This is a genomic window from Planomicrobium soli (assembly GCF_003014655.1).
GTDB classification, from domain to species: domain Bacteria; phylum Bacillota; class Bacilli; order Bacillales_A; family Planococcaceae; genus Planococcus; species Planococcus soli_B.
In genome coordinates this window covers 147,968-172,542 of sequence record NZ_PYAT01000006.1, presented here as the reverse complement: position 1 = coordinate 172,542, position 24,575 = coordinate 147,968, and the positions used below count along the sequence as shown (strand labels likewise).

Annotated in this window: 21 protein-coding genes and 2 riboswitches; of the genes, 11 read left to right on the top strand and 10 right to left on the bottom strand. The window is 44.1% G+C overall.

Annotated elements, in window-relative coordinates; translation table 11 throughout:
* Positions 1–70 precede the first annotated feature (70 nt).
* Positions 71–1,327: a GGDEF domain-containing protein gene (locus B0H99_RS09670; protein ID WP_106533462.1), complete on the bottom strand. Its 1,257-nt coding sequence runs from the start codon at positions 1,325–1,327 to the stop codon at positions 71–73.
* A gap of 210 nt (positions 1,328–1,537) precedes the next feature.
* On the opposite strand from B0H99_RS09670, the gene B0H99_RS09665 reads away from it, so the two are divergent.
* Positions 1,538–2,737, top strand: a complete 1,200-nt coding sequence (locus tag B0H99_RS09665; protein ID WP_106533461.1) for an MFS transporter — start codon at positions 1,538–1,540, stop codon at positions 2,735–2,737.
* A gap of 41 nt (positions 2,738–2,778) precedes the next feature.
* Here the strand turns inward: B0H99_RS09665 and B0H99_RS09660 are convergent, their stop codons facing one another.
* Positions 2,779–3,828 (bottom strand): NAD(P)/FAD-dependent oxidoreductase, encoded by a 1,050-nt coding sequence (locus B0H99_RS09660; protein ID WP_106533460.1) that lies wholly within the window; start codon positions 3,826–3,828, stop codon positions 2,779–2,781.
* A gap of 127 nt (positions 3,829–3,955) precedes the next feature.
* Between B0H99_RS09660 and B0H99_RS09655 the strand changes: the two genes are divergently transcribed.
* The 4 genes from B0H99_RS09655 (at position 3,956) to B0H99_RS09640 (ending at position 7,748) form a co-directional block, all read left to right on the top strand.
* Entirely contained in the window at positions 3,956–4,747 is a 792-nt protein-coding gene (locus tag B0H99_RS09655) for an ABC transporter ATP-binding protein (RefSeq protein ID WP_106533459.1), read from the top strand.
* Between the two features lie 5 nt (positions 4,748–4,752).
* The gene (locus tag B0H99_RS09650) at positions 4,753–5,679 is read left to right on the top strand and encodes an iron-hydroxamate ABC transporter substrate-binding protein (protein ID WP_106533458.1); all 927 of its coding nucleotides are present in this window, start codon (positions 4,753–4,755) and stop codon (positions 5,677–5,679) included.
* 66 nt (positions 5,680–5,745) lie between these two features.
* A complete protein-coding gene (locus B0H99_RS09645) occupies positions 5,746–6,744 on the top strand; it encodes a FecCD family ABC transporter permease (protein WP_106533457.1) in 999 nt (332 codons plus the stop codon).
* A complete protein-coding gene (locus B0H99_RS09640; protein ID WP_106533456.1) occupies positions 6,741–7,748 on the top strand; it encodes a FecCD family ABC transporter permease in 1,008 nt (335 codons plus the stop codon). The genes B0H99_RS09645 and B0H99_RS09640 overlap by 4 nt, the downstream gene beginning before the upstream one ends.
* Positions 7,749–7,786: 38 nt before the next feature.
* On the opposite strand, the gene B0H99_RS09635 is transcribed toward B0H99_RS09640, so the two are convergent.
* The 3 genes from B0H99_RS09635 to B0H99_RS09625 form a co-directional block, all read right to left on the bottom strand.
* The gene (locus B0H99_RS09635) at positions 7,787–8,380 is read right to left on the bottom strand and encodes a flavin reductase family protein (RefSeq protein WP_106533455.1); all 594 of its coding nucleotides are present in this window, start codon (positions 8,378–8,380) and stop codon (positions 7,787–7,789) included.
* 92 nt (positions 8,381–8,472) lie between these two features.
* Complete coding sequence (locus B0H99_RS09630) at positions 8,473–9,468, bottom strand: Gfo/Idh/MocA family protein (protein ID WP_106533454.1); 996 nt, start codon at positions 9,466–9,468, stop codon at positions 8,473–8,475.
* A 125-nt stretch (positions 9,469–9,593) separates the two neighbouring features.
* Positions 9,594–10,598: an EAL domain-containing protein gene (locus B0H99_RS09625; protein WP_106533453.1), complete on the bottom strand. Its 1,005-nt coding sequence runs from the start codon at positions 10,596–10,598 to the stop codon at positions 9,594–9,596.
* A gap of 337 nt (positions 10,599–10,935) precedes the next feature.
* Here B0H99_RS09625 and B0H99_RS09620 point away from each other — a divergent pair, with 337 nt between their 5' ends.
* Complete coding sequence (locus tag B0H99_RS09620) at positions 10,936–11,475, top strand: dihydrofolate reductase family protein (protein WP_106533452.1); 540 nt, start codon at positions 10,936–10,938, stop codon at positions 11,473–11,475.
* Positions 11,476–11,653: 178 nt separating this feature from the next.
* Here B0H99_RS09620 and B0H99_RS09615 read toward each other — a convergent pair whose 3' ends face one another.
* From B0H99_RS09615 to mtnK, 5 genes are all read right to left on the bottom strand, one after another.
* Positions 11,654–12,673: an ABC transporter permease gene (locus tag B0H99_RS09615; RefSeq protein ID WP_106533451.1), complete on the bottom strand. Its 1,020-nt coding sequence runs from the start codon at positions 12,671–12,673 to the stop codon at positions 11,654–11,656.
* On the bottom strand, positions 12,615–14,132 hold the full coding sequence (locus B0H99_RS09610) for a sugar ABC transporter ATP-binding protein (protein ID WP_181313642.1): 1,518 nt from the start codon (positions 14,130–14,132) through the stop codon (positions 12,615–12,617). The genes B0H99_RS09615 and B0H99_RS09610 overlap by 59 nt, the downstream gene beginning before the upstream one ends.
* Positions 14,133–14,214: 82 nt before the next feature.
* Positions 14,215–15,294 carry a sugar ABC transporter substrate-binding protein gene (locus tag B0H99_RS09605; protein ID WP_106533449.1) on the bottom strand — a complete coding sequence of 360 codons (1,080 nt, stop codon included), beginning with the start codon at positions 15,292–15,294 and terminating at the stop codon, positions 14,215–14,217.
* Complete coding sequence (mtnA, locus tag B0H99_RS09600; protein WP_106533448.1) at positions 15,291–16,352, bottom strand: S-methyl-5-thioribose-1-phosphate isomerase; 1,062 nt, start codon at positions 16,350–16,352, stop codon at positions 15,291–15,293. Before mtnA ends, B0H99_RS09605 begins: the two co-directional genes overlap by 4 nt.
* Positions 16,352–17,542, bottom strand: a complete 1,191-nt coding sequence (gene mtnK / locus B0H99_RS09595; protein ID WP_106533447.1) for an S-methyl-5-thioribose kinase — start codon at positions 17,540–17,542, stop codon at positions 16,352–16,354. Before mtnK ends, mtnA begins: the two co-directional genes overlap by 1 nt.
* A gap of 68 nt (positions 17,543–17,610) precedes the next feature.
* A riboswitch (SAM riboswitch) is annotated at positions 17,611–17,765 on the bottom strand.
* A 179-nt stretch (positions 17,766–17,944) separates the two neighbouring features.
* A riboswitch (SAM riboswitch) is annotated at positions 17,945–18,049 on the top strand.
* Positions 18,050–18,116: 67 nt separating this feature from the next.
* On the opposite strand from mtnK, the gene mtnW reads away from it, so the two are divergent.
* The 5 genes from mtnW (at position 18,117) to B0H99_RS09570 (ending at position 24,570) form a co-directional block, all read left to right on the top strand.
* A complete protein-coding gene (gene mtnW, locus B0H99_RS09590; RefSeq protein WP_106533446.1) occupies positions 18,117–19,331 on the top strand; it encodes a 2,3-diketo-5-methylthiopentyl-1-phosphate enolase in 1,215 nt (404 codons plus the stop codon).
* A 5-nt stretch (positions 19,332–19,336) separates the two neighbouring features.
* Positions 19,337–20,002 carry a 2-hydroxy-3-keto-5-methylthiopentenyl-1-phosphate phosphatase gene (locus tag B0H99_RS09585; RefSeq protein WP_106533445.1) on the top strand — a complete coding sequence of 222 codons (666 nt, stop codon included), beginning with the start codon at positions 19,337–19,339 and terminating at the stop codon, positions 20,000–20,002.
* Positions 19,999–20,616, top strand: coding sequence for a methylthioribulose 1-phosphate dehydratase (locus B0H99_RS09580; RefSeq protein ID WP_106533444.1), 618 nt, complete (start codon positions 19,999–20,001; stop codon positions 20,614–20,616). Before B0H99_RS09585 ends, B0H99_RS09580 begins: the two co-directional genes overlap by 4 nt.
* 15 nt (positions 20,617–20,631) lie before the next feature.
* Positions 20,632–21,171 (top strand): 1,2-dihydroxy-3-keto-5-methylthiopentene dioxygenase, encoded by a 540-nt coding sequence (locus tag B0H99_RS09575; protein WP_106533443.1) that lies wholly within the window; start codon positions 20,632–20,634, stop codon positions 21,169–21,171.
* Positions 21,172–21,339: 168 nt separating this feature from the next.
* Positions 21,340–24,570, top strand: a complete 3,231-nt coding sequence (locus B0H99_RS09570) for a hypothetical protein (protein WP_106533442.1) — start codon at positions 21,340–21,342, stop codon at positions 24,568–24,570.
* Positions 24,571–24,575: the final 5 nt, after the last annotated feature.

Here is a 24,575-nt window from a genome sequence, read left to right as displayed (position 1 = left end):
GCAGATTCGGACAATTTTATTTTCAAACGGCAACAGGCGCTTTCCTTTGGATTGGAAAGCGCCTGTTTTCTCATTGATTGGTATTGACCCCTACTTTTTCATTGTTTACATTGATGCGGTTTTTCCCTTGTGATTTTGCTTCATAAAGTGCGAAATCGGCTTTTTCTTTTACAGCTTGAATTTGACCGCTATTTTCCACTTTTCCAGTTGCAATGCCGATACTGACCGTTACATGATCCGCAACAAGTGAATATTCGTGAGGAATGTCGGCTTCCTTCAGTGAGGCCTGAATGCATCCAGCAAGTTCAACCACTTCTTGGAGGTCTTGATCAAAGACAGCGACGATAAATTCTTCTCCCCCGAAACGGGAAATATGGCAATCTGAAGAATCTACACAGTTGTTTATTTGCTGAGCTACTAATTGGAGCACCTTATCGCCTTCAAAATGTCCGTAGTTGTCATTAAACAACTTAAAATTATCAATATCCAGCATAATAAAAGATAGTCTTCGCCTTCCTTTAGAAACCATCAAAGCATTGTCAATGTATTGCTGCAAGCCTCGCCGATTCGAAATTTTCGTTAGTTCATCCATCAAGGTCAATTTTCTAAGCCGTTCGTTGGTAGCCTCCAACTTCCGGTTTATTTCTTCGTTTTTTTCAATTGTTTGCGCTAAATTTTCGTTAGTGGCTGTTAAAAGCAACTGATTATAGAAATTCATCTTGTTGCTTCGATAAAGCATCCGGGATGCCAGCCAGCAAAAAAAGAGGAACACTGTAAGGTTGATATAGTGCCCGAACAAGATAGGTTGTGCATTCTGGAAAAACGGCAGCCCGACAGCCAATATTGTTACAGGAAGCGCATATAGCTGGAGAATCTGCTTGTTTGAAGCATGGTACAAAATTGAAACACACATGAAGTTAACAGCAAAAGCCATGACGTTGCCATATTCCCTTTGGTCCGCCAATGTCACCACGGCTCCCCAGGCCAAAAAGAAAATGACAAACCCTGTTAATCCTCTTTTAAACTTTTGCCTCTGGCTGGCTGTAGTGGTTTCTATTTTCTCAAACCGGGTTATGTATACCACCATGCAAATGCTTATAGCAAATAAAAAAAGATACATGAACAAATAAAAATCCATCGTTATGTGTTGATTGGCTGCATAATTCGAAAAAGCATGGATAAAAATCAGAATACCTTCAAACAAAGTGACGATTTTAGCAAACAACTTGCTTCTTTGCATATTTTCTTCAAACAGAAATTCGTTGAATAACTTTTCTTTTTCAGTGCAATGAGGCAGAGAATCCTCGCTTATGGAATGTGTTGTCATCTTTTCCCTCTTGATTTATATTTTCTTATTTCATTATACAAAATAAGTATAAAGTAACATATCCTTTTTGTTTTTTCCCACTCTTTTCCTTTAACAAACTCCTTTTCTCCTTATTTTATTAATAATTTTTTATTCTTCTTTCTTTATTACTGGAATACGTTAAAATTATTAGCCAGGCGAAATAAATTCTAGGGAAGGAGTACAGCAACAGTGGATAAAAGCAATACAAAATTATGGACAAAGGATTTTATCGTTATTTCCGGCGTCAACTTCTTACTGACCTTAATTTTTAATTTATTGATCGTAACTATCGGCCTTTATGCCGTTGATGAATATAATGCCACGGCGAGCCAAGCGGGTCTGGCAGCTGGAATTTCTATCATCGGAACGATGATAGGAAGAATCATTATTGGACGGGAAATTGAAAGAATCGGCACTAAAAGAACATTGATCGTTGGACTCTGTTTATTTACAGCTACTACCCTTTTGTATTTTGTGGATTTTAGTTTGTCATTTCTTCTGCTCGCTCGCTTTTTTAATGGGTTCACATTAGGAATTGCCGTTACAGCTTGTGGAACGATTGTAGCTCAGGTCATCCCGGCTTCACGAAAAGGAGAAGGGATCGGTTATTTTAGTATGAGCACTACGTTATCAACAGCAATCGGTCCTTTTATCGGTATTTTCATGAGCCAATATTCTAGTTTTCAAATGATTTTTGTCTTATGTTTCGTGTTAGGTGTTATTAGTTTGATGGTCGCCATTTTTGTAAAAGCGCCTTTATTGGTTCGGCCATCAGCTGGCGAAGAAGCAAAAGGAATAAAGCTATCGCAATTTATAGAACCGAAAGCAGTGCCCATAGCTGTTATTACATTAGCCATCGCTTTTTGTTTTTCTAGCGTCCTTTCATTTATCAATTTTTATGCAATCGAAATCCAGTTGATTGAAGCCGCCAGCTTTTTCTTTCTTGTTTATGCATTAGTGATCCTGATTTCCCGCCCGATTACCGGTCGCCTGCTGGATACAAAAGGGGCAAATGTCGTGATGTATCCTGCTTTTTTGGTCTTGGCAGCTGGACTATTTCTTTTAAGCACAGCAAACACTTCAGCAACGTTACTTTTGTCGGCCGCTCTAATCGGTCTCGGATTCGGAAATATGCAATCCTGTACACAGGCCATCGCCGTTAAGTTGACAGCTCCGCACCGAATGGGACTTGCCACGTCGACCTTCTTCATCTTTCTGGATGCCGGAATCGGCTTTGGCCCTTACATACTCGGGTTGATCATTCCTGTCACGGGCTTTCGTTCAATGTATGCCATCCTCAGCATTTTTGCTTTGGCGACTGCCGCTTTGTATTATGTGCTGCATGGCAGAAGAAAGTTTGCAAAAAGCTCAGCGGCAACTGTTTCATAATCCCCCAAAAAGGCATCTTCCATGTGGAGATGCCTTTTTTATTAGTGAAACAGCTGCTTTACTAACTCCTGATTGCGTTTTTTAAAGATTTCGTTATGGGAGGATACCATGGCCACACTATAAGCATCCGGCTGGATAAATTGCTTTGCTTTATTGACTGCATTGGCAGCATCCTGGAAGGTCCCGGCGATCAAATTCAATTTTCCGGGATGCTGCAGTATATCTCCTGCGGCAAAAAGTCCGGGAACTGAGGATTCGCTATTTGCGTTGCCTGCGATATAGTAGCCATCTGCAATATCGACCGCGAGGGTGCTTTCCTGCAGCAGAGTAATGTCCCGTTCATATCCATGATTGATAATCACTTCATCGATTGGCAAGAGTGTGGTTTCTCCACTTTCTTTATGGAACAGTTCGACAAATTCTATGGCATCCCGCTCGTCAGAAGCAACCAGCCGGGAGATTGTGGTCTTCAAAAAACAACGTACCGAGCTGGTCAATAGCTGTTTCACTTGCGCTTCATGCCCTGCGAGCTCTTCTTTTCGGTATGTAAGAAAAACTTGTTTGGCGATCGGTTCAAGTTCGTTCGCCCAATCGATTGCCGAATTACCGCCGCCGGAAATTAGCACCGTCTTGTCTTTGAAACGCTCCAAAGATTTCACCGTGTAATTTAAATTTGCCACTTCGAAACGCTCAGCGCCTTCAATCTCCAATCTTTGAGGATTAAGAATTCCTCCACCAACAGCAACAATAACCGTTTTAGACAAATGGACTTGCCCGGAAGAACCGGCCAGTTCAAAAATTCCTTCGCCATTTCGGCTTATTGTCTCCACTTTTTCATTGAGCACCACTTCCGGATGGAACGTCAATCCTTGCTCGACCAATTGATTGATCAATTTAGCGCCTGGAATCGGTGTCTGCCCTCCCACATCCCAAATCATTTTTTCAGGATACACATGAAGTTTCCCTCCAAGCTGCGGCTGATATTCAATCAGTTTGGTTTTCATCTCGCGCAATCCACTATAAAAGGCTGAATACAGTCCCGCTGGTCCGCCACCGATAATAGTTACATCAAACACTTCTTGTTCGTTCATTTTTATCGCACTCCTTTACCGATTCTTATTGACAATGATTATCAGTATCATCTATAGTGTTGATTGTATCGAAAATGATAATCATTATCAATTATTCTTTAAATAAATTTAGAAAGGAGTTTTGTTGATGGTACGCCTCTTTACCGAAGAGTTGAATATCGGCTATGGCGATCGGTTGATTGTCAAAGATTTAAGCGTTGAAATTCCGGATAAGAAAATCACTACTATTATCGGATCTAATGGCTGTGGAAAGTCTACCCTTCTAAAGGCAATTACGCGCATTATTTCCCAACAGTCCGGTTCCGTGGTCTTGGACGGCAGCAATATTGCCCAGGAAAGCACGAAATCGCTCGCGAAAAAGATGGCTATTCTTCCTCAGACACCGGAAAGCGCCAATGGTTTGACTGTTGGTGAACTGGTTTCCTATGGCCGTTTCCCTTACCAAAAAGGATTTGGCCGCCTTACCAAAAAGGACCATGACATCATTAATTGGGCTTTGGATGTAACAGGTACGCAATTTTTTAAATACCATCCCGTCGATGCTTTATCCGGCGGACAGCGGCAGCGTGTTTGGATTGCCATGGCTTTAGCACAAGAAACCGATATGATTTTCCTGGATGAGCCGACCACATATTTGGATATGGCGCACCAGCTGGAAATATTGGAACTTTTGCAGAAACTGAATAAAGAACAAGAACGGACCATCATTATGGTGCTGCATGACTTAAACCAAGCTGCCCGATTCGCGGACCATATCATCGCGATGAAAGATGGCGCCATCATCAAAGCAGGCACTTGCCACGAAGTCATCACTCAGCCGGTATTGAAGAAAGTATTCCGGATTGATGCCGAAATCGGCCTTGATCCACGGACACAAAAACCGATGTGCATTACTTATAACTTAATCAAAGGAGCCTAATTCACATGAAAAAATTCTTATTGCCTTTACTTTTATTCGCCGTCCTGCTGCTTACAGCTTGCAGCAGCAACAGTCCAGAAGCAACAGAGGCCCAGGCTGAAGATACACCGGCCAAATCCGATACTATTACATATGAGTCTGAAAACGGCCCAGTTGAAGTCCCAGCCGATCCACAGCGCGTTGTTGTGTTGTCGAGTTACACAGGGGATGTTTTGTCACTTAAGGTTCCATTAGTCGGAGTCGACTCCTGGGCAAAAAACAACCCTCGCTTTAAGGAAGAGTTGGCGAATGTTGAAGAGGTTACAGATGCTGACTTGGAAAAAATCATTGAGCTTGAACCTGATTTGATCATTGGCGGATCGACCATCAACAACATTGACAAGTTGAATGAAATTGCACCTACCGTAACGTTTACGTATGGGAAATTAGATTACTTGTCCCAGCATTTAGAGATTGGCAAGTTGTTGAACAAAGAAAAGGAAGCACAGACTTGGATTGAAGATTTCCAAAAACGCGCTCAAGAAGCTGGAGACAAAATCCGTGCTGAAATTGGAGAAGACACTACTGTTTCCGTTATTGAAAACTTCGACAAGCAAATCTACGTATTCGGAGATAACTGGGGACGGGGAACAGAGATCCTTTATCAGGAAATGAAATTAAAAATGCCTCAAAAGGTTGAAGAAATGGCGTTGAAAGACGGCTATTACGCTTTGTCACAGGAAGTTCTCCCCGACTATATGGGAGATTACGTGATTTTCAGCAAAGACAGCGAACAAGACAATTCGTTCCAGGAAACCGATTTATACAAAAATACTAAAGCGGCTAAAAATGGACATGTGTTTGAAGCGAATGCAAAAGAGTTTTATTTCAACGATCCCGTTTCATTGGAATACCAATTAGAGTTCTTCACCAATAATTTTTTGAAAAAATAAATTCATGAAGCGGAATCCTGTTAGACGGATTCCTTTTCAATTCTCAGATAGAAATGATGATGCTTAGTGACCAATAAAACTCCATTCTTTCTTAAATTTGGATTAAGCGTTTTCGCGTTTTTTGTGGTGTTCACCATTTCCCTTGCTTGGGGAGCTGCGGACATCCGCTTACAGGACGTTTGGCTGGCATTGTTTTCCACTCTTTCTAACGATAGCATCGCTGTTATCCGGGAGATCCGCCTTCCCCGTGAGGTGGCAGCGATTGTCGTCGGCGCTGCTTTAGCGGTGTCCGGAGCAATGATGCAGGGATTGACGCGTAATCCTCTGGCTGACCCGGGGCTTCTTGGACTAACCGCTGGCGCTAATGCCGGGCTGGCGCTGACACTGGCTTTTATCCCTTCTGCTAATTATTTCGGAATTATGATTGCTTGCTTTTTGGGGGCGGCGCTCGGCGCAGCCATGGTCTTCAGCCTCGGTGCTGCGAAGCGCGGCGGATTTTCTCCCCTGCGCATCGTATTGGCAGGGGCGGCAGTTTCCGCTTTTTTAGCTGCTCTTGCAGAAGGAATCGGACTTTACTTCAACCTCTCCAAAAATGTTTCAATGTGGACAGCTGGAGGGTTGATTGGCACATCTTGGGGACAGTTGCAGATTGTAGTGCCGTTTATTGTATTTGGCCTTTTTATAGCACTTGTGTTATCCAGGCAGCTGACCATTCTCAGTTTGAACGAAGAAGCCGCGATCGGATTGGGACAAAAAACAGCACAAATCAAGGCTTTGCTGTTCGTGGCGATTACAATTCTGGCCGGTGCTGCAGTTGCCTTAGCCGGCAATATGGCATTTCTTGGCTTGATGGTACCACATGTTGTCCGCTCGATTGTCGGAACGGATTATCGCCGGATTCTTCCAATGTCTGCAATCGCTGGCGCAATGTTTATGCTGGTTGCTGACTTGCTCGGAAGAACGATCAATGCTCCCTTTGAAACACCGGTTGCCGCAATTGTGGCCATGCTCGGTTTGCCCTTTTTCTTATTAATTGTTCGTCAAGGAGGCAGGACTTTCTCATGATTCAACCTGCTTTGCTCAGAAAACAAAAAACACTTTTTTTCCTCCTGCTTGCTTTGATCGCCGCTACCGGCATTGCTAGCCTTGGGTTAGGCACTTCTTCGCTTTCATACAATCGGCTGTTGCCGGCTTTTCTAGGCGAAGGAACATTCAAAGAAGACTTTGTTCTGTTTTCAGTCCGGCTTCCAAGGATCATCATTACATTATTGGCAGGTATGGCACTTGCGCTATCCGGCGCAATTTTACAAGGAGTGACCCGCAATGATTTAGCTGACCCTGGAATTATCGGCATTAATTCAGGAGCAGGTGTAGCAATCGCCGTATTCTTTCTTTTTGCGCCGGTTCAAGCAGGCTCGTTTGTTTATTTGATGCCGGTCGTGGCATTTGTGGGCGCGCTGTTGACCGCGCTGATCATTTACTTGTTTTCATATAATCGCCAGACTGGGCTTCAGCCCGTTCGCCTCGTCTTGATTGGCATAGGATTCTCGATGGCCTTGTCAGGCATCATGATTGTCTTGATCTCTTCTGCCGAAAGAGAAAAAGTAGCTTTTATCGCCAATTGGCTTGCCGGCAATATATGGGGTGCAGACTGGCCATTTATCTGGGCAATCCTGCCTTGGCTCGTTTTATTGATTCCGTTTACGCTATACAAAGCTCACCGTTTGAACATGCTTTCTTTGAGTGAGCCTGTCGCGATCGGTATCGGAGTGTCCATTGAAAAAGAACGATCGGTCTTATTAGTGACGGCCGTCGCTCTTGCTGCTTCCGCTGTTTCGGTCACAGGAGGCATCGCCTTTGTTGGTTTAATGGCTCCGCACATCGCTAAAGCACTTGTTGGCCCACGTAATCAGCTGTTTTTGCCGCTTGCTATCTTGATCGGCGGCTGGCTGCTGTTATTTGCTGACACCGTCGGCCGCAATCTGCTGGAACCAAGCGGTTTGCCCGCTGGCATCATGGTAGCTTTGATCGGAGCGCCTTACTTTATGTATTTATTGCTGAAGAAATAAAATAACCGCTTGAGACTCCGAATCTCAAGCGGTTATTTTCATTTCGGCCGATCGATGGAAAAAACTTCTCCTAGCTTCGCATAATTCGTGCCTGCCAAACGGCTTACCGGCTTTAAGAGTTCATGATGGATCCGCCCGTTCTCGTAAATCGAGTCATCCACATGAAACCGGACGACTCTTCCAATCAGCAGGCGAGTACCGCCCAGTTCCACCACTTGCTCCAGTTGGCATTCAAAACGGATTTTCGCTTCGTTTACCCCCGGAACCGATATAACCTCACTTTCTGCCAAGGAAAAATCCGTCAAGTCCAGTTCGCTTTTATCCGACGGCAAAGAAGCCGCTGTCCGATTAACTTGTTCTACATTTGTTTCGTCGACAATATGGACGACAAACTCTCCTGTATCGGCAGCATTTTGTGCGGTGTCTTTTGGAGAGCCTGCCCTGCTTTGGATAGAAACAGAAATCAATGGCGGGTCTGATGACACTACATTAAAATAACTGAAAGGCGCTGCATTCAGCGTACCGCCAATTGATTGGCTTGTAACAAAAGCGATTGGCCTTGGAATTACACTGCCAATCAGCAATTTGTAATTTTCGCGTTCTGTCTGTTCGTTCGGATCAAAAGATAACACACCTGTTCCTCCTCGGTATTCAGTTTGCTTGCTTATGGACGCACCTTTTATTTATACCTGTACAGGACCCTGGGCTTACCAGAACTTCCACATTACCCTTTTACCTTTACCCGTTCCCCTGTCCGGATCGACTCATAGCAAGCGTCAATCACACGCATGTTTTGAACGGTGGAAGCACCGGAATATATGGGATCCAAATTTTCCAGAACAGCTTTAGAAAAGTGCTCCACTTCCATCCGATAAATATCTCCGTACACTTTTTCTTCTCTTTTGAACATTCCTGTCTGTACAATTACATGCCCCAGTCCGCCGTTGTGGTCTGGACGAAAAGCAAAAGGCACTTTGATGGAGCCTTTTGTCCCCACCACTTCATATTCATTGCGATCTACCATATCGAAACTGCAGTCAAGAACCGCTTTCGCCCCATTTTCCAATTTTAAAAAACTATATGCCGACAAGTCCACTTGAGCTTCAGAATCCATTTCTGCATATGCCTGGACTTCAACCGGTTCCGTACGCAAAACACTTCTGATAGCATGAATGGAATAACAGCCCACATCGTAAATGCTGCCGCCGCCCATATCTTTCATCATCCGGATATCACCCGTACGTTCTGCAAAATAAAAGGAATGGCTGGACTTAAACAGCATAACTTCGCCGATCTCCCCTGAATCAATGATGTTTCGCACGCGCTGGTGCTGCGGATGGAATTGATACATGAAGGCTTCCATGAATTTCACATTGTTGTCTTTGCAGACTTGCACCATTTCTCCTGCTTCTTCAGCTGTTAATGAGGCGGGCTTTTCGCATAAGATATGCTTGCCTTTTCGAGCCGCCTTAAACACCCATTCTTTATGTAAGTGGTTCGGCAGCGGAATGTAGACAGCGTCAATTTCTTCATCTTCCAATAGCTCGTCATACGATTCATATGCACTTTCAATGTTCAATTCATTTGCCACTTCATACACTTTGCTGCTTCTGCTCGCTATTGCCCCTACTGTGGCGTTGCTTGCGCGAAATATTGCTGGAATCAGTTCTGTCCGGGCGATATTTGCCGTTCCTAAAATTCCCCATCTGATTTGGTCCACTGCTATTCCTCCTTAAGTATAGAAGATGCCTAATAGTTGAACTTAAGCATATGCCTTCGCCTTGCCTCAGTCAATTTCCGCTAAGAAAAAGCGGGAAACCGGCTTTTCAACCAATTTCCCGCTTTTTATACTTGATACTCCTTTTCTTTGAGAGGAGCTGCAGCCGGCTTGCCAAACAGGTACCCTTGGAACAATTTATAGCCTTGCTGTTTCAGCCACTCAAAATCCGCTTGTTCTTCTACCCCTTCTGCCAATGGAATAGAACCGATCTCAAACGCTTTCGCCAAAAATTTAATAGCTACTTCTTGTTTGTACACATCGGTTGCGACCCCCTGGACAAACTGCATATCCAGCTTCATGTAATGGGGCTGCAAATCTGATAACAGTTCAATAGTGCTGTAGCCTTCCCCCACGTCATCCAAAGCGTATTGAAATCCTTTTTCTTTATAGAACGAAAGGATTCTTTTCAAATGGTCCACGTCATCCACTTTTTCTGTTTCGACCACTTCAAAAACCAGCTGTTTTGGATCTACTCCCAATTGATTTGCAAGATTGGTTGTAGAGCGCAAGCAAAATTCCGGTGAATAAATGGAAGTCGGAATAAAATTAATGAACGCTTTTTTGTTCTTTAACGCTACAGCATGTCTGACCGCCGTCATCCGGCAGACCCGATCAAGCGCATATAATCGCCCTCTGCTTCTGGCAGCCGGAAAAATTTCGTTCGGATAAATTGTCGTACCATCTTCATTGTGGAATCGGGAAAGAAGTTCATAGGCAAAAATCTCTTCTGTTTCAGTCACAATCGGCTGATAATGGCAGATCAATCGTTCGTTTGAAATTACATCATCAATCCATTCCATATTAAAAACATTCTCCAGCTCAGAAATCGGCTGCCATTTTTCTCTGTTGATCCGGAATGCTACTTTATCCGTTTCAAGAAAATGATTACAGAAATCCAAAAATTCCTTGGCTCCTTTTTCATCCGTCTGCAGGACAGGCCCTTTTATGCTGAGCGTTATCGCTCTCCTTTCCAGATGGCTAACGATCTGTTCCATAGACGATAAATTCATTTCCCCTTCAAACCGAATTTCAAATTTTAAGCTTGCAACCGAGCAGCTATTGCATTCCACATTATCTTCCTCCCTGATTCCTAATATTTTAATTTTACTTTATACAACTTAAGAACTTCAAGTATAGAGAATTTTTCCTATTTTAAGGGTAATACGTTTGCAAAAACTTGTCTTCTGCCTTTAAGCCTATTGTTGCCAACTAAGTAAAACAACGTGTACTGAAATAACCGCCTATCAAGATTGTTCAGCATTTTTCAAGTTATTCGCTTTCCATTACCTGCTCTCATTTATGTGGAGGAATATTTCTATGGAGTAGAAATTAATTAATCCAATAAACAAAGGTTATTTTTTTCGTATGCAGAATTAGTAAGTAAGTTGATTAAAAGGAGTGAACAGTATGGGGAAAATCATTGTATCGATGTATGTGACGCTCGATGGTGTAATTGAGGAACCTTCATGGACTGCTCCGTATTGGAACGAAGAAGTGGCTAATTTCCAACATACGCTTCTTTTCGCAAGCGACTCCCTGCTTCTTGGACGCACCACTTATGAAGAATTTGCAGAAGCTTGGCCGAAAATGCAAGACGAAGAAGGATTTGCGGAACGGATGAATAGCCTGCCAAAGTTTGTAGCCTCCCAAACGCTTGAAAAATCTGAATGGAACGCCACTTTTCTTAAAGGAAATCTTTCAGAAGAAGTGCAAAAGCTTAAACAGAACGATCATACTATGTTGGTATATGGAAGCGCCCGGTTAGTACAGATGCTTTTGGAGCACGATTTGATTGATGAACTGCATATGATGGTCTTCCCGCTTGTACTTGGCGAAGGCAAGCGGCTTTTCAAGTTGGGGCAGTCGCAAAAGCAATTTTCCTTAGGCGCAAGCAAAGCAACAACCACCGGAATCGTCATATCCAGCTATATCGCGGAGAAGGTTTAAGTATATAAAAAAAGGCTGTCGAGAAAGTTGGTTAGTTGTTCATTACACTCTAGGCGGATGTGTTCCGCGGGCAAGCGGAGCAATTTGGCAGAATAGCCAGAGTGCTAGCTAGTTCAACTCCGTAAGAGAATTTCTCAACAAACTAAAAAGGCTCCTTGATAGGAGCCTTTTAAATAATTCAAGTTCTCGCAAACTTATGTTTTGCATATACATAGGTTACCGCAAGCGCAATCACAAGCACTCCGCCCTTGATAATGTCAAAGGCATAATACGGTACGTTCAGGATGGTCAGGCCGTTCAGCAGAATACCGATAACCGCTGCTCCAAAAAAGGTGCCGAGCGCATTCGGCTTCCCTGCGCCAAGCACGGAATAACCAACGAAAACTGCAGCCACAGCTTCCATCATAAGGGGAGCGCCTGCATCGATTTGCCCTGAGCCGACACGTGCCGTAAACAAAATTCCGGCCATTGAAGCGAAAACACCGGAAATCACATAAGCCGCAAATTTCACTTTCTTGACGTTGACTCCGGAAAGAGTCGCCGCCTCCGCGTTGCCTCCGGTCATTTGTAAAATACGGCCCCAGCGCGTATGATTCAAAATCACATAGGTCGCCAATACCATGACCAGCATAATCCAAACCGGTACCGGCAAGCCGAGCATCTTTCCTTGCCCAATCCAAAGGAATGCTTCGGATAGCTGGCCAGGTGCTGTACCGCCTGATGTCAACGGCATGTTATTATAGATGGAGTAGCCTTCTGTATAGGTTCGATGAAGACCTGCGACAATGTACATCATTCCAAGTGTCGCGAGCAAGTCTGGTATGCCGATAACGACAATCAACAGGCTATTTAAAGCTCCGACAAATACGCCCACAAGCAGAGGCAATATCAAAACAAGCCACAGCGGCAATTCATACCAAACCATTAATGATGCGGTTACAACTGTTGACAATGACATGGTTGAACCAACCGATAAGTCAAATCCATTTACCACCAGTGTAAATGTCACTCCAAGCGCCAATAGCGTCACGATGGAAATTGACCGCAAAATATCTGTAAAGTTGCCATACGTAAAGAATGCATTGCTGATTGTGCTGAAATACAAAATAATAAAAGCTAATAAAGCAATCGCTCCATATTTAAACAGAAACTGTATCGCGTTTTCTTTCGCTGAGCTCTTCTTTTCCACCGCTTGCATATAACAAAATCCTTTCTTGGGTCGCTTCTTCTCGTGAAAATTCTTTCACGATCTGCCCGTTGTACATAACTAAAATGCGGTCTGATATTCCAATTGCTTCATGAATCTCACTTGAAAAATAGATACATCCTTTGCCGCTTGCGGCAAGCTGGCGGACCAATTTGAAAATATCGACTTTGGCCCCAATATCTACGCCTTTCGTCGGCTCATCAAAGAGATACAATGCCGAATCAAGAGAAATCCATTTACCGATGGCCACTTTTTGCTGATTGCCTCCGCTCAAATGAACAAGCGGCGTTTCTGTGCTGTCTGTTTTGATGCGCAGGCGATCAATAATATCTGCAGCAAACCCTTTCTCCGCAGCTTTGTTCATAAACAACCCACGGGAGAACTTGCGCAAGTTCGGAAACGATGCGTTGGTCTGAAGCGATTCATGGACAAACAATCCTTCTTTTCTCCGCTCCTCTGGAATAAGTGCCATTCCAGCTTTTATGGCAGCTTCAGGATGTTTCAACTTCAGGCTTTTTCCAGCCAGGTTTACACTTCCTTTAGTCAGCGGTATACTGCCGAATAACGCTTTTGCAAGCTCGGTTTTCCCTGCGCCTACTAAGCCGACCACTCCGACGATTTCTCCTTCTGCAACATCAAAAGTAATATCCTCCAGCTTTTCGCCATCAGACAAACCATTTACTTGCAGCAGAGGGCCACCGATTGGATGAGTCCGGTTGATCAATTCCTTGCTTAGTGACGCACCTAACATTGATCCTACAATCTGATCCTGATCCGCTTGCGGCGTCTCAAACGTTTCCACTACCGTTCCTTCCCTCATGACAGTTATCCGGTCGCTGATTTCAAACACTTCCGGCAAACGGTGAGAGATGAAAACACAACCTACTCCCTGAGACTTTAGTTTACGGATAACTGAAAACAGTTTTTCTGATTCGTGAATCGATAAAGGCGCTGTCGGTTCATCAAAAATAATGATTTTTGCTGAATGGACGAGGGCACGGGCAATCAATACCAATTGCTTTTCAGCAAGTGTCAGCTGAGCCGCTTTTTGCTGAACCGGAATGTTTTCCGCTTGTAATTCTTTTAAAATTGCTTTTGCTTTTGCATATAATTTTGGTCTAGAGACAAATAAATTTCTTTCAGAAACAAATGTATCAAGTAGAATGTTTTCTGCGACAGACAGTTCCGGCACAATTGCAGTATCCACTTCCTGATAAACACAGTAGATGCCTTGTTCTTTTGCTGCTTTTGGAGATGACAACCGAATGCTGCTCCCTTCAAGCAGAAGCTCTCCGCCATCTTGTTCGTAGACGCCTGACAAAATTTTCATCAGCGTGCTTTTTCCAGCTCCGTTAACTCCGAGCAAGGCATGGACTTCTCCTTTTTTCAAATGGAAATTCGCCTCTTCCAATGCCTTCACTTTTCCGAATGTCTTTTGGATGCTGTTCATCGACAATAAGTAGTTTTCCACAAGCTTGCTCCTTTCTGAGAAAAGAGCTGCCCTTATAAGGGACAGCTCTTAACACAAGAAATTATTGGCCTTCCAATTCACGAAGAGTGTCGGTGTAACCTTGGTCGCTCGAGCCCCAGCCTTCAACATGATCGCTAAGCTCCACTGTTGTAATTGTTTCTTCCGGAAGGCTTTCTTGATCAACAAAAACCGGTTCTAAAACAATTCGTTCTTCCGGATTTTCTCCATCAATTTTTTGGTATAGATAGCGCACTTGGATACGGCCGATATCAATCGGATCAACAGCTGCCGAAGCAATCCACGGGCTGTTTTCTTTTTGCATCATCTGCAAATCCTCATCGCTCATATCAATGCCGTATACTTTGATATCTGTACGTCCTGCCTGTTCAATGGCACGGACTGCACCTTTTGCAAATTCATCCCACGAAGCCCATACTGCGGTAATGTCGCCTTCGTTCGGATATTGCTTCAAAACTGCTTCCATCTGTGATTGCGTATCAAGAGCTGTATTCTGGGTAGCCGCACCAAAAGTCGCGACTTCCTTAATGCCTGGATTGTTTGACATAAATTCTTCATAAGCTACTTGGCGTCTTTCCATTGGAGCAAATCCTGCGACCCAAATTTTCACAATGTTCGCTTCGCCATTTGCATCTTCAGCCAACTTTTCCAAAGTCATTTCAGCCATGGCCTGGTCGCCTTGCTGAAGGTTTACGACTCCTTCTACCTCTACTCCAGTGTCAAACGCAACAACTGGAATTCCTTTTTCAATCGCTTTTTCAACACCTTGGTTCAGCGCTTCTTTTGTTCCGTGGTCGATCAGAATACCGTCTACGCCTTGGTTTACTGCTGCATCAAGGTTTGATGCCATTTTTGCCAAGTCGCCATCAGAAGTGAAGACAGTAACACTGCCGCCAAACTTTTCAACTTGTTCTTTTACGCCGTCAATGTATTGTGCCGAGAACGTTCCAAGATTGATTTGCATGATCAACGCGATTTTCTTCCCTGATAGCGGATGATCGGAAGCCGCTGAATTGTTTGTGGATGCCGCTTGTTCGTTGGTATTGCCTTTTGGCTGGCAACCCGTCAGCAAAAGACCGATTAGCAGAAGCGCTGATAGTAACCAAAGTGATTGTTTTTTCATTTTGTTTCCCCTTTTCCTGTGTGTGCTCCTAGCAAGCTAGAAATGTTTTTATCGTATTCCGGAAGGATGACTCCTTTTTCCGTTATGATGGCTGTAATCAAATGGCCAGGTGTAACATCGAATGCCGGATTGAATACTTTTGTGCCGATCGGTGCAATTGGTTCGCCCCCAATGTGTGTAATTTCATCCGGATGGCGTTCTTCAATAGTGATGTTCTTGCCGTTTTCGATTGATAAATCAAATGTGGAAACCGGTGCAGCCACATAAAATGGAATTTGATAAGCTGCAGCTAATAAAGCTAAATTGAGCGTCCCGATTTTATTGGCGGTATCGCCATTTGCTGCAATGCGGTCAGCGCCGACGATGATCGCTTCTATTTCTTTAGCGCCGATAGTATGAGCTGCCATGCTGTCAGTGATCAATGTAACGTCTACGCCGGATTGTTGCAGTTCCCATACCGTCAGGCGGGAACCTTGGAACACCGGACGGGTTTCGCAGGCAAACACTTCAAACGTTTTGCCGCGTTCGCTTCCGAGATGGAACGGCGCCAGTGCTGTACCATATTTTGCAGTGGCGATCGATCCAGCGTTGCAGATTGTCATGACTCTTGTCTGTCCTTCCAGAAGAGACAAGGCATAATCGCCGATGCTTCGACACGATTCTTCGTCTTCCTGATGGATTTTCACTGCTTCATCAATCAGCAGCGCTTTCGCTTCTTCCACTGTCTTTGCTTGTTGTACGGCTGCGAGCAAGCGCTCTAATGCCCAAACCAGGTTGACTGCTGTCGGCCGCGACTCGGCCAAATAGGAAGCATCTTTTCGAACGTAATGGTGAAAAGCTTCCAGACTTTCCGGCTCATGGCGCTGGGCGGCAATCGCCAATCCGTAAGCGGCTGTAATGCCGATTGCCGGGGCACCGCGCACTTTTAATTTTAAAATGGCATCGTAAACATCTTCGATTGTATTCAGTTCAATGTATTCAATAATATGGGGCAATTTTTGCTGATCCAATATCACAAGCTGCTGATCGGTCCATTGAATGGATAACGGAATGCTCATCAGTTTTGCTCCTCTACTAACGCAATTACTGCAGCGATTGTTGGCAGGTCTTTGCGTTTTACTATTAATGCTTCGCCAGTCTGCAAAACTTGCTTTTTCAAACCGATGCGGCGTTCCGGCTCTTCTATGCCGTCTAAGTCTTTTACGTGTGCCAGTCCAATTGTACGGCGGATTAATTCGCAGCCTGCAAAGCCGATGGCGTCTTGGAAAATTTTCTCTAAGACGAACTCTTTATACCCTTTAGTATCTTTGAACGCTTCGATTCCCTTCTCTTCCCATAGCTCAGAGAAAGTGGAAGAAAACACTTTCCATGTGTTCTCGATGTGGCGAATGACTGCTTCCCGTTTCTCGCCTTCCCGTGTAACCGCTTGGGCAATCAAGTTTGCCAGGAACAAACCGACATCAAAACCGATAGGTCCGTAAAAGGCGAATTCCGGATCGATGACCTTCGTTTCCGTCTCACTTGCAAAAATACTTCCTGTATGAAGATCTCCGTGCAACAGCGCTTCTGCTTCCGTCAAAAAGCTTTTCTTTAATTTGGCCGCTTCAAGTTTTAAAGGTCCGTTATTCCAGATAGCTTCGACTGCCGTTTGAAGTTCCGGCTCGAAATCGTTTGTTTCGTGGTCGAAGAAGGGGTCAGTAAAGATAAGATCCTCTGTAATTTTACAAAGTTCCGGATTTGAGAATTCCACTGCTAAACGTTTTTTCTCAAAAGGATGCAACGCAAAATCAGACGTATGGAATAAAGTTTTTGCTAGATATTTGCCGATGTCAGCCGATAGTTTCGGATAAGCTTCTCCGCTGATCAAACCTTCCCGGGCAATGGTCAAATGAGACAAGTCCTCCATCACCGTAAACGCTAATTCTTCGTTGGTGGCGTAGACAGCCGGAACCAGTTCCGGTACAAATTCACCATGCTTTTTGAGCGCATTTGCTTCAATGGTTGCCCTCTTTAACGTCAGCGGCCAGCTTTCGCCTACAACTTTCGCGTAAGGCAATGCCTGCTTAATGATCAAGCCCTTGCCGCTTTCGCCGTCCGTGATTTTAAAAACATAGTTTAAATTGCCATCACCGATTTCTTGGCTTTCCAGCTTGGCGCCTTGCGAAAAAAAGTTCAAACTTTCCGCTAACGCAATGGCGCTTTCATCGGTTAAAGCTTTATATGATTGTGTCGTTGTGGTCATGGTCATCTACCTTTCTTTGCATATAAAAAGCCTCTTTCAGTTAAGAAAGAGGCGCAGAATAAGAGATTCTTCACCTCTTATCTTTCAGAGATTTTTGTCTCTGATGGAATTAGCACCGTGCCTTGCAGGATTTTCATCCCGGCGCATATGCGCCCCGTCTCACAACGGTATTACAGTCGGTTGCTGGGCGTCATTGGGCCATTATCCCTCTGCCAGCTCTTGATAAGAGTATTAATATTATGATGTTATTTTGTTTATTGGCTCGATAATGAATACTATCACGGTTCAGAATAGAGTGTCAATCACATTGTTCTAAATTTTTATTAATGAACATAATTGACAGAATTCCTCAGGCGTGAAATAATCAAAATTAATTTGAGTAATGACTTTGAAAACCAATAGAATATTTTCTTATTTAGAGCAGGTGGAGGGACGAGCCCTATGATACCCGGCAACCGGTCCAATAACGGACACGGTGCTAATTCTTGCAGCCTATAGGCTGAGAAATAAGAAGTTGTTAAACCCTTAACCTCTTCTTGTTGGAAGAGGTTTTTATTTTTGTTTAGGAGCGTGAAATCATTTGAGCAGATTAACAGCTACATACCAGCTGTTCGGACAGGCAGGATCTTTTGGGAAGAAAGCGGAAGGCATTGCACTCGGGCTGACTGTCGGATCTTGGACCGATTTGCCTTTATTGGAACAGGAACAATTAAAGCAACATAAGGGAACCGTCGTCTCAGTAACCGAATTTGCCGATATCTCCCATCCATTGAAATCGGAACAAATTCGGGCGGAAGTGAAAATTTCTTATCCGAGTGTTAATTTTTCGCCTGACTTGCCGGCTATTTTGACAACCGTTTTCGGTAAATTATCGCTCGACGGCGAAGTGAAATTGTTGGACCTTGAATTTGATGACGAATTGCTGTCCCATTTCCCTGGTCCCCGCTTTGGCATCGAAGGAATCCGCGATAAACTGGGCGTTATCGATCGTCCACTGGTTATGAGCATTTTCAAAGGCGTCATCGGCCGTGATTTGGATTATTTGGCTGATCAGCTTCGGCAACAGGCGCTTGGCGGTGTAGACCTTGTTAAAGACGATGAAATTCTTTTTGAAAATCCATTGACCCCTTTTGAAAGCCGGATCACAACCGGCAAAGAAGTGCTTCGCCAAGTTTACGAAGAAACAGGCCATCGTACATTATATGCTGCCAATCTGTCTGGCCGCACTTCCGAGTTAAGAGACAAGGCACGAAAAGCACGTGAACTTGGTGCCGATGCTCTTCTTTTCAATGTTCATGCATACGGCTTTGATGTTCTGCAGGAACTGGCCGAAGATGACAGCATTGCCTTGCCGCTCATGGCCCATCCCGCATTTAGCGGAGCATTTACTTCATCTCCATTTTATGGAGTGGCGACACCACTTGCCCTTGGCAAGCTGACGCGGTATGCAGGCGCGGACTTTTCCTTATTTCCCTCACCTTACGGAAGTGTAGCCCTTGAAAAATCTGCTGCACTTACCCTTGGCGAGGAATTGACAAAAGCGAGTGGAGTAAAACGAACATTCCCGGTCCCTTCAGCAGGGATCCACCCCGGCCTCGTTCCACTTTTGATCAACGATTATGGCACCGAAAGCATCATTAATGCAGGCGGTGGCGTCCACGGCCATCCGGCAGGCGCTGCAGGCGGCGGACTCGCTTTCAGGCAAGCCGTTGATGCTGTCTTAAATGGAATCGATTTGGCCGAAGCAGGGGAACAACATGCCGAATTAAAAACGGCACTTGAGTTATGGGGGTAAACAATATGAACAAACCGATCATTTTTTGCGATTTTGATGGCACTATCACCGACCAAGACAATATCATTGCCATCATGAAAAAATTTGCACCGCCCGAATGGCTGCCTGTCAAAGACGGCGTACTCGACCAAACTCTTTCTATACGTGAAGGTGTTGCTAAGATGTTTTCACTTCTTCCGGTCTCGGCAAAAGATGAGATTATCTCATATGTACTCCAGCAAGCCCAGATTCGGGAAGGATTTGGCGACTTTGTCGCTTATACAAAAAAGAATCGCATTCCGCTTTATATTGTCAGTGGAGGCATCGACTTTTTCGTTCATCCTCTGCTCCAGCCGTACGGTCCATTTGCCGGAGTTTACTGCAACGAATCGGATTTTTCAGGAGATACTATCCGTATTCACTACCCGCATAGCTGCGATAGTGAATGCACTAGCCAAGGCTGCGGATGCTGCAAACCGTCCATTATCCGAACACTGTTGGAAAGCGATGCTACAAGCATCGTCATCGGAGATTCCATCACCGATTTAGAAGCGGCAAAGCAAGCTGACCTTGTCATTGCCAGGGATTTTCTGATCGAAAAATGTGAGGAACTGAATATTCCTTACGAGCCATTCACTAACTTCCATGAAGTCATGGATATCATCGATTCGCGGTTAGGTGTGAAACTATGACAGAAATTAAAGAAAAGTGGACCGAACTCGCAGATATCAAAGATGAACTGGCTGCAAGAGATTGGTTCATGGGAACCAGCGGAAACTTAGCCATAAAGGTGAATAATGCACCTATTGAGTTTTTAGTTACGGCAAGCGGGAAAGATAAGAAGAAGCGTACAGCGGAAGATTTCCTTCTTGTCGATGCAGCTGGAAAGCCAGTAGAGAAAACGCATTTAAAACCTTCGGCAGAAACATTGCTGCATTGCGCTGTTTATTCGAAAACTACTGCCGGATGCAGCCTTCACGTCCACACAGTAGCAAATAACGTTATTTCCGAACTATACGGCGATGACGGTAAAATAGATTTTCAAGGCCAGGAACTTATCAAGGCGTTTGGCATGTGGGAAGAAGATGCTTTGCTGTCGATTCCAATCATTCCGAACTACGCTGATATTCCCCGCCTCGCTCTGGAATTCGGCCAGCATCTCGGTACCGATAAAGGAGCCGTATTGATCCGGAACCACGGCATTACGGTTTGGGGGAAAGACGGTTTTGAAGCCAAAAAGCTGCTTGAAGCCTGTGAGTTTTTATTTCAATATCAATTAACTTTAAACCAAATGTATTCAAAATAAGAGAGGAAGATTCTAATGGCTATCATCAAAATTCAAGGAACAAATGAAACAATCGAAGCGCAAAACGAAGTGGCGGCATTCTTGGAAAAACAGGAAGTAATTTATGAGCATTGGGATATCAACAAATTGCCTGAACACCTGCGTGAAAAATTTGACTTGAGCGACGAAGAAAAAGACGAAATCTTAAAAGCGTTTAAAACAGAAATTGATGATATTTCAACACGCCGTGGCTATCAGGCTGCTGACATCATTTCTTTGTCGGATTCAAATCCGAAACTGGATGAGCTGTTGAAAAACTTCCAGCGCAAGCACATCCATACAGACGACGAAGTCCGTTATATTGTCAGCGGCCACGGCGTCTTTATCATCCAAGGAAAAGACGAGCGCTTTTTCGAGGTTCACCTATCTCCTGGAGACTTGATCTCAGTTCCGGAAAACATTACACATTACTTTACATTGGCAGAAGACCGTAAAGTTGTTGCTGTCCGCATTTTCGTTACGACTGAAGGATGGGTTCCTGTCTACCAGGAAGAAAGCGAAGGCGTTCAAAACTAATTTCGCTCTTGTAAAAGCTCCCGATTTGCATCGGGAGCTTTTTTTATGTGCGATAAAACAAGAAGTGGAAATACAATACATTTGCACATCAAAAATTTCTATTTTTTAACACTGTTAAGCTATAATATCTTAAAGTACATCTATCCTTAGAAGAAATGAGTGAGTGCCGTGAAGAAAATTCTTTTGACCATATTAGTCATTGGAATTGTATTAGCGTTGCCAATTTTGATTTGGTTTCTTAAAGAAGAAAAAAACGTTGAAGTAGCAATCATCGATAAAACAGTACCCAACGAAACTTACCGGGAACATCAAGGGCTTTCCTGGCTTTTAAATCACAACCGCTATGTCAATTCTAAAGGCAAGGCTTATGAAGCAAACAAAGATTATTTTGGCTTCGTCCCTGATGAATCTGCCAAAACCTACGAGACCCGCCCGGTTCCTGATTCATTAGAGGGCAAGAATCTTATCTATCTTGCCGATACATATGGCGTCTATGAAGAAGATTTGCCTTGGCAACAGGAAGAAAAAGAACCTGGCTCTTCTTCCCTCCTTTACGGTGGCCTGGAAATGAAGGAATGGGAAGCCATTAAAAATCAAGTGAACGAAAACAACGCGGACTTGGTGGTCGAATTCAACACGTTCGCTTCCCCTACGCCAGAAGATGTCAGAAAAGACATTACTGACTTTCTTGCACTGGACTGGAGCGGCTGGAGCGGCCGGCATTTTGTGGATTTGGACTTTTCCGCCGGTGAAGTGCCCCAATGGATTGTTACTAATTATGAAAAAGAAGAAGGCGAGGATTGGTCCTTTGAAGGCGGCGGCTTTATTCTGGTTAATGATGCCGAGGGGACGGTAGTCGTCCTTTCTGAAGAACAAGGGGAAGTCGGCCCCGGCGGATTGCATGTTACATTTACTGAAAAAGGACAGGAACACTTCTCGCTCGATAAAAGCCCTTCCTTCGATTATTGGTTCGACATAAATGAAGCCGCTCCAGAAGCGGAAGTACTCGCCGATTATCAGTGGAATTTAAAGGAATCAGGAACAGCCAAACTAAAAGAAGCCGGCATTCCTGAAGCTTTTCCAGCGGTTCTTTACCAACAAAAAGCTCAGTCGAATGTTTATTATTTTGCCGGAGATTTTGTAGATGTCGGCAATATGCCGAATTTTTATCGGTACGCGGCATTCGCGAATATCCGCTCGTTCCTGTCATTTGAAGCGCTTGGCGGAGAAAGCAATTTTTATTGGAAAACCTATACACCGATGATGAAAACCATCTTGGCAAATACTTACGCCAAGGAACCGGTAAACGAAAATGCGAAATCATCTATAGATGAAACAGCACTAGTGCCGCTAGCGGAAAGTAATGGCATTTCCTACCCTTCCCGAATAAACGGTCAGGAGTTTGAAGTTTACAAAGATGGCAAGTGGGAGCCTTTCACGGTCAAAGGCGTCAACTTGGGAATGGCCAAGCCGGGAAGTTTTCCTGGCGAAGCTGCAATTTCAAATGAAGAATACGATCGCTGGTTTAAAGCCATTGGCGATATGAACGCTAACGCGCTTCGCGTCTATACGCTGCACCCACCCGCTTTTTATAATGCCTTAGCGCGTTATAACGCAACAGCTGAAGAACCGCTCTATTTGTATCACGGCATATGGATCGATGAAGAACCTTTAGTTGAAACCCTGGATGCGTTTACTCCTGAGATTACGGAGACCTTCCAGAGGGAAATTAAAAAAGTCGTCGATGTTGTCCATGGAAACGCCAAAGTTGAACAAGAACCGGGGCATGCTTACGGTACTTATAATACCGACATATCCCCGTATGTAATTGGATGGATGATCGGAATTGAATGGTATCCACTAACAGTTGCACAAATGGATGAGGACTATCCGAATTTAGGCGATTTCGCTGGAAAGCATGTCTATACCGAAAATGCCAATCCAATGGAACACTGGCTGGCCCAGCAATTGGACGTTCTTGCAGATTATGAATTAAGCAACTACCAGAGCATGCGGCCGTTAAGTTTCACCAATTGGCCGACAACAGACAATCTGGAACATCCGGCAGAGCCAAGTGTACAGGAAGATTTGGCGACAGTTGACCCGAACCATATAAAAGCGAAAGGCGAAACTGAAAAAGCTGGCATGTTCGCCTCCTATCACGTTTATCCTTATTATCCAGACTTCATGAACCTCGAAGAAGATTACACGGAATTCATCGATCATCGAGGCAAGAAAAACAATTATGCGGGTTATTTAAAAGACTTGAACGCTTCTCATGATATGCCGATTCTTGTTGCTGAATTTGGGGTTCCGGCATCGCGCGGAAAAACCCATGAAAACCCTTCTGGTTGGAATCAAGGATTCTTATCCGAGAAGCAACAAGGAGACATTGTCAGCAGCTTATATGAAGATATTCTCCATGAAGGCTTGATTGGCGGAATGGTATTCACTTGGCAGGATGAATGGTTTAAACGGACTTGGAATACGATGGATTACGATAATCCGGATCAGCGGCCGTTTTGGTCGAATGCCCAAACCAATGAACAGCAATTCGGCTTGCTCAGCTTTGACCGCTTAAAGGTGAAAGTGGATGGCAAGGATGATTGGAAAGACGGCCAGCTTCTGTACGAAAAAGAGTCTGGCACTATGAAAACATTATCTATGGATTCAGACGAACGCTATGTTTACTTAAAAGCTGAATTCGACCCTGCTGATACCGATTGGTGGGGAAATCAGGATTTTAACGCCTACTTTAATATTCGAGGCGATAAAGGGATAGTTGTAGATTCTATGCCTGGAGCGGATTTTTCTGCAGACTTCCATCTGAAAATCAAAGGCGAAGAACAAGCAAATCTATTCGTTGCAGGAAATTATGACAGCTTCTATTTTGATTATTACAATCAGTTGAAGATGATTCCCAAAGCAAAAGAAAACATCGATGCCACTTTCCATCCAATCCGATTGGCTTTGAACAAAGAAGTTAGGCGGCCGGATACGGGGGAAATTCTTCCTTTTGAATCTTATGAAACAGGAAAATTGCAGTTTGGCATCGCCAACCCTGAAGACAAGGAATACGATTCCTTGAATGACTATTACTTTTCAAAAGAAACCGGTATTTTGGAAATCCGGATTCCATGGATGCTGCTCAATGCAAAAGACCCGAGCCAACGCGAATTTATCGGAGACCTGCAAAAAGACGGCCTGGAGTCTTCTGCCACCATTGAAGGCATAAACGTGGCAGCCAGCTTATCCAGTAAAGACGGAAAAGTTTCTGAAGCGTTTGAAGCGGAACAACCGGCTCGCTATACATGGGATAAATGGAACCTGCCGGACTCAGAAGAACGGTTAAAACAGTCTTACTACATTTTGCAAAAAACATTTGGTGAAACTGAATAAATCAA